Below are 8,006 nucleotides of genomic sequence, written 5' to 3'. Positions count from 1 at the left end.
TTACCGAGTTTGATGTATTCATAGCGTGTCTTCAACAAATAAGTAAAAAGACCAATCGCGTAAGCGGTTACAACTAAAAATAAAACCCAGTTTGCTATTAAAAGCGGGCTCATCGCTCTCTCCCCTTTCCTTTGTTAAAAACGTAATTTGTTATTACTCTAATAACATCAGTTTAGTAGATTGATGGTTTGTTGTCGATGCTAAGTTTTAGTTTAAAACTGAATGAGCATTCAGTCAATAGAAAATATTAGAAGTTTTCAGTAAAGTGACTATTCCCAATCTATAAATGATGTGTCACTTTTCATTAGCAGAATACCCATTACACACCTATAGCTTCTAAATGTCTCTCTTATTGTGGCTCTTTCTTACTAGACAATGATTTATATGGGGAAAATCGGGTGAATGGGAGTAACCTTAATTGAACAGGAATAAACCAAAATGATCGGGAATAAAACCAACAAAACGCACTAAATGAGAGTCTAATTTCAAGAAAAACTGAAAGAAAAAAATCCCTCTGCTACTAACAGAAGAATTTTTAGTCTATTATTATTTTTCTTAATTCCTTACCAAAATGAAGTGTTGCTTGCTCAATTGATTCTTTTGGAACACCAACTAAAACTACAGTACTAGGTCCTGCTGACTTTTCGACATCAATATCCGATTGAACAAAAAGTTTATCATTGGCATATAGAATCCTGACCTCTGCTTGAATCCCTTTTGATCCGACTGGCCAAATATTCGTCACGTAACCATTTTCTATGGCAATCTTCACTTTTTTCAAGTCTGCTATTGCTTTCACATTTTCAAGAACATCACTACCAACAAAAGGTTGACCATAAATAAACCAAGTAGTATCACAATTCACAAATTCTCTGCTACGACCAATCATTGTAACTGACATAGCGGATTGTAAAAGGTTCATATTTGTTTCACTACTACCTGTTATGAAAATACTCTCTAAATCTACGTCTTTTAGTAAACGGTTAACACCTTGAACATAACCTTGCCATGCAGCATCACCTGAAAAGTTGTGGATAATTACAGATTCCACTTGGGCACTTGCAGCCCACTGTTCGAGTAATGCTACACGAGCTGCAAAATAACTGACGACATCATTTGGTGCAAATACAACATCGGCTTGTTTTTCACCAATACCTCCAGAGTTATCAGTTGTAACGACAAAGCCATTAGCCAATTTCAGCGCGTGTCTCATTTAACAACAACTCTCTTGTAAAATCGCTTCAACACTGGTTCTAGTAAAAAAGCAATGCCTGCATTTATACAAGAAGCTAGGAATAATGAAGGGACAGCTCCATAGAAAAAAGCAGGACTAATCAAAAAGTAAAATGGGAGCGGCGCAATAACACCATTAGCTAGGACGAAAAATAGCCATTTCCATCTACCCCATCCTTTTTGATGGAGTACTGCAAAAACCCACAGAATACCAAACATTTCCACTGCAATTAACGCATGAAATGGTCCGAATGGCATTCCTATTGATAAAGCAGACACCAAATGACCAATCGATGCTGCTATTCCTGAAAATACAGGTGGTAAAATGGCAACGGAAACTAAAGCAGGCACAGCGTCTAAAGCGGCTGAACCTATTCCCACAGGTAATTTGACGAGTGCGCCAATTGCACATAATGTTGCAATCATAGCAGTTACTGTTATTAAACGAACATTCATCGATTATTCCTCCACTTTTTTCGCACGTCCACCATTTCTAAAAACTTTTGCAGAACGCACGTATTCGTTGTCAGGTACGTTGACCCTCGAGTTGGCTACTCGTGAAGCAGCAAATAAATAGTCGGACAAGCGATTCAAATAACGTTGTACAACTGTAGGTATGTCTTCTTCTACTTTCATCAAAGTCACCATTTGTCTTTCAGCACGCCGTGTTACGGTTCTCGCAATATGAAGAGTGGCTGCAGCTGGCGAGCCTCCTGGTAAAATAAATCTTTCAAGTAATGGCGGTTCTTCCATCATTTCATCAATTCGTTGCTCTAAAACATTTACTGGTTCTTGTGACATTTTATATGTGCGATTTGGCTTGACGTTTGCTAAATCTCCGCCACAATCGAATAATTCATTTTGAATTGCTTCTAAGTCTGTAAGTAAGTCCGTGAAAATGGATGGGTCTAGCTCTGTCATTGCTTTGCCAATAAACGAATTCACTTCATCAATAGTGCCATACGTTTCTACTCGTGGATCGTCCTTTTCTGCGCGTGCACCTATTAAACTTGTTTGTCCTTTGTCACCAGTTCGTGTATAGATTCTCAACTTGAATGTCCCCTTTTAGATTATTTTAGTGATTCTCTTAAGCCGTACCAAATACGCGTCACGTTTGTTGCTTCCTTGAAAATCTGTTGGCATAACCTGCCACAGCGATCTCTAAGCTCACGCGTTTCTGCAACTATCGGTACTATTCCACGCCCATTTTCTGTCACAATCACGATGACATCACTTTGTGAGCGATATGTATTTAATGTTTCCATGAAATCTTCAATGAACAGTTCTTCTGAACTATTTAAATGATGCTCAACAAAAGCTTCCACTCCTGCAAGAACAATTGTCTGAGAGCGCGCTTCTGGCAAATCCTGATAATCTGCACATTCAATCCATTGCACATCTCGTTCAACTACGTGTTGTCTGACATACGCTCGCTTTCCGTTATTCGCTCCACCGATATAGACTTGCATCTTTTTTCCTCCTCAAAGCATTGACGACTATCCCAGCTTAATGTCCATTTGTCCCCATGTTTGACATTCCATAACCAAAAATTCCGCTCATCTGGTGCATACTTATGGAGGACATAACGAATAGGTCCACCATGGGTTACTACAATTGGTTGATTGCAAGGAATATTTTTCAGACCAAAAAGCACGCGTGCAGCCATTTGGTGTAAAAACTCACCATTCGGCGGAGATACCAGATCTGGATTAGACAGCCACTTTTGATAGATGACGTCTTCCTTTAAGTCCTCATAAGTCTTTAGCTCCCAGTCACCAAACGACATCTCACGAAAAGCTGGTGAACCATGATAAGTTGATTTCGGATAAAAAAGTTCAGCCGATTGTTGACAACGTTTTAGGTCACTTCCGTAAATAATCTTTTGGGACGCAGTGTCTTGCTTAACTACCGTCTGGTTAATTGATTCGTCACTCCATCCAATATAGCGACGTTCAACATTAGCTAAGGTCGGTAAATGCCGTATTAAAGTAAGATGAAAATCAATAGCCATAATACAACCTCCATCCCTTCAACGAAAGCACCTGAGACATCTCCCGTGACTCCTCCAAAATGTTTTTTCGTCCAAAGTTTATATACATGTGCACAGATGAAGAGTGCAACCAAAGTGGTGATGGCAACTAACACATCTCCACCAACAATAACGATAAATCCAACAGCTATAGCAATCGAGATACATGTCGCTATGAGTAACAGTCGTTGGTGAAAACGTTTTTTAAAGAAAGCAGCTAGCCCCTTATCTCTTGCAACAGGTGTAATAATAAAGTAGTAAACCATTCCTACTCTCGCTAAAAACGGGATAACCACTAACCATTGCCAGCTCATGCCGTCCTGTGTAATTATTTCTGCAAGCAAAATTATTTTCCCCACGATAAGAAATAGTAAAGCTATTGTCCCAAAAGCGCCTATCCGTGGGTCAGCTAAAATTTCATGACGTTTGTCTTGATTACGATAGGAAAAAAAGGCATCACTCGTATCAGCAAATCCATCTAGATGTAGTCCGCCTGACAGCACAATACCAAGTAACACGATGGTAAATGCTATAAAAAGAGGACTTGCATCAAGATACAACCAAACAATTGAGGTAATCAGTCCGAATGCTCCCCCTATCCATGGGAGAGTGGTAAACATCATCGTTACTGACTTCCGATCCATATTCAGCTCTTTATTAATTGGGAAAATAGTGAAAAATTGTAGCGCGAGTAATACCCCGCGCATCATGGTAGCTTCACCGTATTTTTTACTTTTGTCCAATCAAGATGGGATACAACATGTTGAGCCCATGCATCATATTTATCTTCAGCAGACTTCTTTGAATTTGAATCGTGTTGTGTAATTAATGAATCTTCTTCTTCAATTTCGTGGTTATCCATAAATGGAATAACACCGAGAACTGGAATTCCTGTGTAGGACTCAATAAATGATACGCCATCCTGAAACAATTCCTTATCTCCACGAAACTTATTAATAATGATTCCCTTCACACGATTGCGATGATTTGGAGCCAATAATTCAAGCGTTCCAACGATTGTTGCAAAAACTCCACCACGTTCAATATCAGCAACAAGAAATACTGGCACATCGGCTAAATCAGCAATTCTCATATTGACAAGTTCTCGGTCAGTTAAGTTTACCTCTACTGGACTTCCTGCTCCTTCTAACACAACGACATCATAATGCTCACTCACATACGAAAGCGATTGTTTGATGACTGTCAAACCTTGATCATAAAAAGATTCACGATAAGCTGACCCGGACATTTCCTTCACTTTTTCACCCATCATCCATACTTCAGAAGTCATATGTCCTGAAGGCTTTAATAATATAGGGTTCATTTGTGGAATGGGTTGAACTTTTGCCGCTTGTGCCTGTGCAAATTGAGCGGTGCTGATTTCTAATCCATTGCCTATTTTTGTAGAAAAGGTCGACATATTTTGAGATTTAAATGGTGCTACATGATAACCTTCATTTGCAAATAACCGACAAAGTGCTGTACAAATCATGCTCTTGCCAACGTTGGATGCTGTCCCTTGTATCATGATTCCGTTCATATGTATATCCCCCTTATTTCCACTGCTTCGCTAGTCCATATGTAAGTTCATATGCATAATCACTCTCTTTGACAAGCCACTGGTGGAGCCTGCCTAGCCATTGCTGATATAGCAGTACTTCTGGAATTTCTGACAAAGGTTCATCTAATACTTCATTAGAAATGACAACTACTGTGGTTCCATTCTTTAGCAACGATTTAATCGTTTCATGGAAACGCATCTCTTTTTCTTTCATGCAGTTTTCACGTTTAAAACATGGGTCATTCATTGCCCATCCTTCGTACAATTCGTTGGCTAACCACGTAGTGATGCAGTCAATCAGAACCCCATCACCAGGTCGGATGTGTGACAGTATTTCTTCAATTTGACGAGGTTGTTCGATAGTCAGCCAGTTATTTTTATAGTCTTTTCGATCTTGTTGATGGCGTGCGATTCGTTGTTCCATTTCACTGTCAGAGGCAACGCCCGTCGCAAGATAGATTAGTCGCGAACAAGAGCGATTCATTAACCATTCTTCAGCAAAACCGGTCTTTCCACTTCGTACTCCACCAGAAATAAATGTTAGCGTGCCTCGAACCATACTGTTAACTCCTTTTTCAGTATTTCCATATCTTCTGCGGTCTTCATACCAATTCTGTACCATTGACCGTTAAGTCCTTGAAAATTCTCGGTATGTCTTAAAACCAACCCTTGTCTTAAAAAATAGTGGAAAAATTCACTGTCTGGTTGTTGTAATTTAAATAATAAAAAATTGGCTTGTGATTGTGTTACTTCACAGCCTTTTGATTTTAGAAAAGCTTTCATATCGAGCAGCATGTTTTGGCTATGAAGAATTGTTTTCTGCCGATACTCTTCATCTTTCAACACGAGCGAACCTATTTCAGTAGCTAACCTATTCACATTCCAATGTGGTGCCAATTGTTGAATTTCTTTAACTATAGAAGGGCTTGCTGCCATGTAACCAAGTCTTAGACCAGGCATTGCGTACATTTTTGTCATTGAGCGGACAATAATCAAATTTTTATAATTCATGCTCGAAATGAATGATGATTGTTCTGAAATAAAATCAATGAAGGCTTCATCCAACACAATGTCACAGTTTGCTTTTTTCGAGTATTCGATTAAATCCACTAACACTTCGCGTTTTGGCAATGTGCCAGTTGGGTTATTTGGTGTACATAAGTAAAGGACATCTGCTTGATGCATATGCATTTTTATTTCATCAATCGGGTATTCACCCGTTACGATATCAGTCATGTGCAAGTCCACAATTTCCACGTCGCGTGCTTTTAATGTCGTTTCATATTCAGAGAAAGTTGGGTGAACAATTATGGCTCGTTTGCCTCTGTACTTTTGCGCGAGCAATGAAAATATTTCTGAGGCTCCATTTGCAACGAATATGGAATCATTCGAGATATTGTGAAACTTAGCGACTGCTGTTCGAAAAGGTTCACCAAGCGGATCTGGATAGCCCATCATAAATGGTTGGAATTTATGCCAGTCAGTTTGTATAAAGTCAGGTGGTCCGAATGGATTGACGTTTTCACTAAAGTCTATTATTCGTTCGGGTGGATTAATTCCCAAACTTTTATAGAGCTGATGTGGATTAGCCCCGTGATTAGGCATTGACACGTAAAACACCACCGATAACCATCATCATTAACCAGAACAAGAATGTCACGATATGCATTTGACGGATTGTATATTTAATATGTATGGCTCGAAGCGGAGTTAATGAAACTCCCATATATGGACGGTTAGAAGGAATTCCTTTATACATATTTAGACCTCCCAGTTGCACACCAAGTTGATAGGCAGTTGCAGCTTCTAAGTACCCACTGTTTGGACTTGGATGCTTTTTGGCATCTTGCCACCACTTAGCTAATCTCGTTCGAAGTGATTGTTTACTGAAGTTTTTTGTCCAAACCAGGATAATATAGCCTGTGACCCTACTAGGAATATAGTTCAACACATCATCCATTTTGGCAGATGCATACCCAAAGTCTTGAAACTTCTCATTTTCGTGACCCACCATTGAATCTAAAGTATTCACTGCTTTAAATAACCAAAGCCCAGGTGCACCAAAAAGAAATGCAAAGAAAAGTGGAGCCGTTATCCCATCACTCGTATTTTCCGAGACCGTTTCTACGACAGCTCGTGTTATTTCCGATTCGGATAACGTTTCAGTATCACGGCCGACAATCCATGATAGTTTCGCTCTAGCTTCTTTCAAGTCACCATTAACAAGCGGTTGATAAACGGTCATCGCTGCGTCTTTCAAGCTTTTCTGGGCAAACCCTATTGCACAGAAAATACTTTCAATAACGATTCCTAAGATAATATGAATCTTATATGCTGTGACCACGACAGCAAATACGCTAGTGAATGTAACCGCAACAACTGAAATCAAAAGGACAATCCCTTTGATTTTACGATGTTTGCCTTTATTCAAAAGACTTGTTAATTTTGTTATGAAGCTTCCAATCCATCGAACTGGGTGGGGCCAATTGGGTGGATCACCAATTATTCGATCCAGAATTAACCCTAAAGTAAGCGCAATGATATGAGCAGACATTCTTACATTCCTTTCGCTACTTTATAGCGTTTAATTGCTAGAGTAGTACACTCGAAAACGCCTCGCCCGATGCATTTCCCTAACTCTGTAATTGGTCCAGCGTACGGTAAAAGTTCCCCTTTTTGCGTAGCAGCTACCAGTAAACTATCTGTGGATGTTCCAGTTGCAAGTGTATTTGTTATCGAGTCTCTTACATCTTCGTTTTGAAGAGCTTTTGTTTTTGCTTCTGTCGCTGTAATCATGGCTTGAATAAATGCTTCGTCAGATAATTTCCCATTGACAATTATCCACGTATTAATCGTACCGACATAAGGTTCATCTTCGCGTTCAAATGCTTTTGACACATCGACTGCATTGCCAACGCCCGCTGTAACTGCAATGATAATGGATCCAAATGTTCCAACATACTCTTCAATGACCACATGTTGCGTTTGAACAGCTGTCATCATTCCGACTGTATCAGTTGGAGAAAAACCTTGTGCTTGTAGATAATCAAACATCTCCTTAGTGCTATCGTCACATTCGTAGTCAGCGTTCACATGCCGATTAACAAAGGTACGGAACCAACCAAAGCCCGCATTTACCACGGCAGAGGAAACTGTTTTTAACGGGAAGCTTGCTTGCAAGAC

General features: G+C 39.6%; 11 protein-coding genes. All 11 read right to left on the bottom strand.

Annotated features, from left to right (window positions below):
• Positions 1-535 precede the first annotated feature (535 nt).
• The gene (locus WBG45_RS07035; RefSeq protein WP_424413226.1) at positions 536-1,213 is read right to left on the bottom strand and encodes a hypothetical protein; all 678 of its coding nucleotides are present in this window, start codon (positions 1,211-1,213) and stop codon (positions 536-538) included.
• On the bottom strand, positions 1,210-1,689 hold the full coding sequence (locus tag WBG45_RS07030; RefSeq protein ID WP_424413225.1) for an ECF transporter S component: 480 nt from the start codon (positions 1,687-1,689) through the stop codon (positions 1,210-1,212). The genes WBG45_RS07035 and WBG45_RS07030 overlap by 4 nt, the downstream gene beginning before the upstream one ends.
• Positions 1,690-1,692: 3 nt before the next feature.
• Positions 1,693-2,283, bottom strand: coding sequence for a cob(I)yrinic acid a,c-diamide adenosyltransferase (locus tag WBG45_RS07025; protein ID WP_424413223.1), 591 nt, complete (start codon positions 2,281-2,283; stop codon positions 1,693-1,695).
• A gap of 20 nt (positions 2,284-2,303) precedes the next feature.
• The gene (locus tag WBG45_RS07020) at positions 2,304-2,702 is read right to left on the bottom strand and encodes a bifunctional adenosylcobinamide kinase/adenosylcobinamide-phosphate guanylyltransferase (protein WP_424413222.1); all 399 of its coding nucleotides are present in this window, start codon (positions 2,700-2,702) and stop codon (positions 2,304-2,306) included.
• Positions 2,642-3,244, bottom strand: coding sequence for a histidine phosphatase family protein (locus WBG45_RS07015; protein ID WP_424413221.1), 603 nt, complete (start codon positions 3,242-3,244; stop codon positions 2,642-2,644). The genes WBG45_RS07020 and WBG45_RS07015 overlap by 61 nt, the downstream gene beginning before the upstream one ends.
• On the bottom strand, positions 3,217-4,005 hold the full coding sequence (gene cobS / locus WBG45_RS07010; protein ID WP_424413219.1) for an adenosylcobinamide-GDP ribazoletransferase: 789 nt from the start codon (positions 4,003-4,005) through the stop codon (positions 3,217-3,219). Before cobS ends, WBG45_RS07015 begins: the two co-directional genes overlap by 28 nt.
• Positions 3,969-4,802 (bottom strand): cobyric acid synthase, encoded by an 834-nt coding sequence (locus tag WBG45_RS07005; RefSeq protein ID WP_424413217.1) that lies wholly within the window; start codon positions 4,800-4,802, stop codon positions 3,969-3,971. The genes cobS and WBG45_RS07005 overlap by 37 nt, the downstream gene beginning before the upstream one ends.
• Before the next feature lie 13 nt (positions 4,803-4,815).
• Positions 4,816-5,382, bottom strand: coding sequence for a bifunctional adenosylcobinamide kinase/adenosylcobinamide-phosphate guanylyltransferase (locus tag WBG45_RS07000; RefSeq protein WP_424413215.1), 567 nt, complete (start codon positions 5,380-5,382; stop codon positions 4,816-4,818).
• A complete protein-coding gene (locus WBG45_RS06995) occupies positions 5,364-6,428 on the bottom strand; it encodes a pyridoxal phosphate-dependent aminotransferase (RefSeq protein ID WP_424413228.1) in 1,065 nt (354 codons plus the stop codon). Before WBG45_RS06995 ends, WBG45_RS07000 begins: the two co-directional genes overlap by 19 nt.
• A complete protein-coding gene (cbiB, locus tag WBG45_RS06990) occupies positions 6,421-7,377 on the bottom strand; it encodes an adenosylcobinamide-phosphate synthase CbiB (protein WP_424413213.1) in 957 nt (318 codons plus the stop codon). Before cbiB ends, WBG45_RS06995 begins: the two co-directional genes overlap by 8 nt.
• A 2-nt stretch (positions 7,378-7,379) precedes the next feature.
• Positions 7,380-8,006, bottom strand: a 627-nt coding sequence (locus WBG45_RS06985) for an adenosylcobinamide amidohydrolase (protein ID WP_424413211.1), incomplete at its 5' end; no start/stop codon positions are given.

Source organism: Paenisporosarcina sp. (genome assembly GCF_049671445.1).
Taxonomy (GTDB): domain Bacteria; phylum Bacillota; class Bacilli; order Bacillales_A; family Planococcaceae; genus Paenisporosarcina.
The sequence above is the reverse complement of the archived record's forward strand: the minus strand, read 5'-3'. Positions and strand labels throughout refer to the sequence as shown.

Coding starts and splice junctions, on each gene's coding strand:
- WBG45_RS07000 (WP_424413215.1), bottom strand. CDS start 5,382: ATGGTTCGAGGCACGCTAACATTTATTTCTGGTGGAGTACGAAGTGGA.
- cbiB (WP_424413213.1), bottom strand. CDS start 7,377: ATGTCTGCTCATATCATTGCGCTTACTTTAGGGTTAATTCTGGATCGA.
- WBG45_RS07035 (WP_424413226.1), bottom strand. CDS start 1,213: ATGAGACACGCGCTGAAATTGGCTAATGGCTTTGTCGTTACAACTGAT.
- WBG45_RS07020 (WP_424413222.1), bottom strand. CDS start 2,702: ATGCAAGTCTATATCGGTGGAGCGAATAACGGAAAGCGAGCGTATGTC.
- WBG45_RS07030 (WP_424413225.1), bottom strand. CDS start 1,689: ATGAATGTTCGTTTAATAACAGTAACTGCTATGATTGCAACATTATGT.
- WBG45_RS07005 (WP_424413217.1), bottom strand. CDS start 4,802: ATGAACGGAATCATGATACAAGGGACAGCATCCAACGTTGGCAAGAGC.
- WBG45_RS06995 (WP_424413228.1), bottom strand. CDS start 6,428: ATGCCTAATCACGGGGCTAATCCACATCAGCTCTATAAAAGTTTGGGA.
- WBG45_RS07015 (WP_424413221.1), bottom strand. CDS start 3,244: ATGGCTATTGATTTTCATCTTACTTTAATACGGCATTTACCGACCTTA.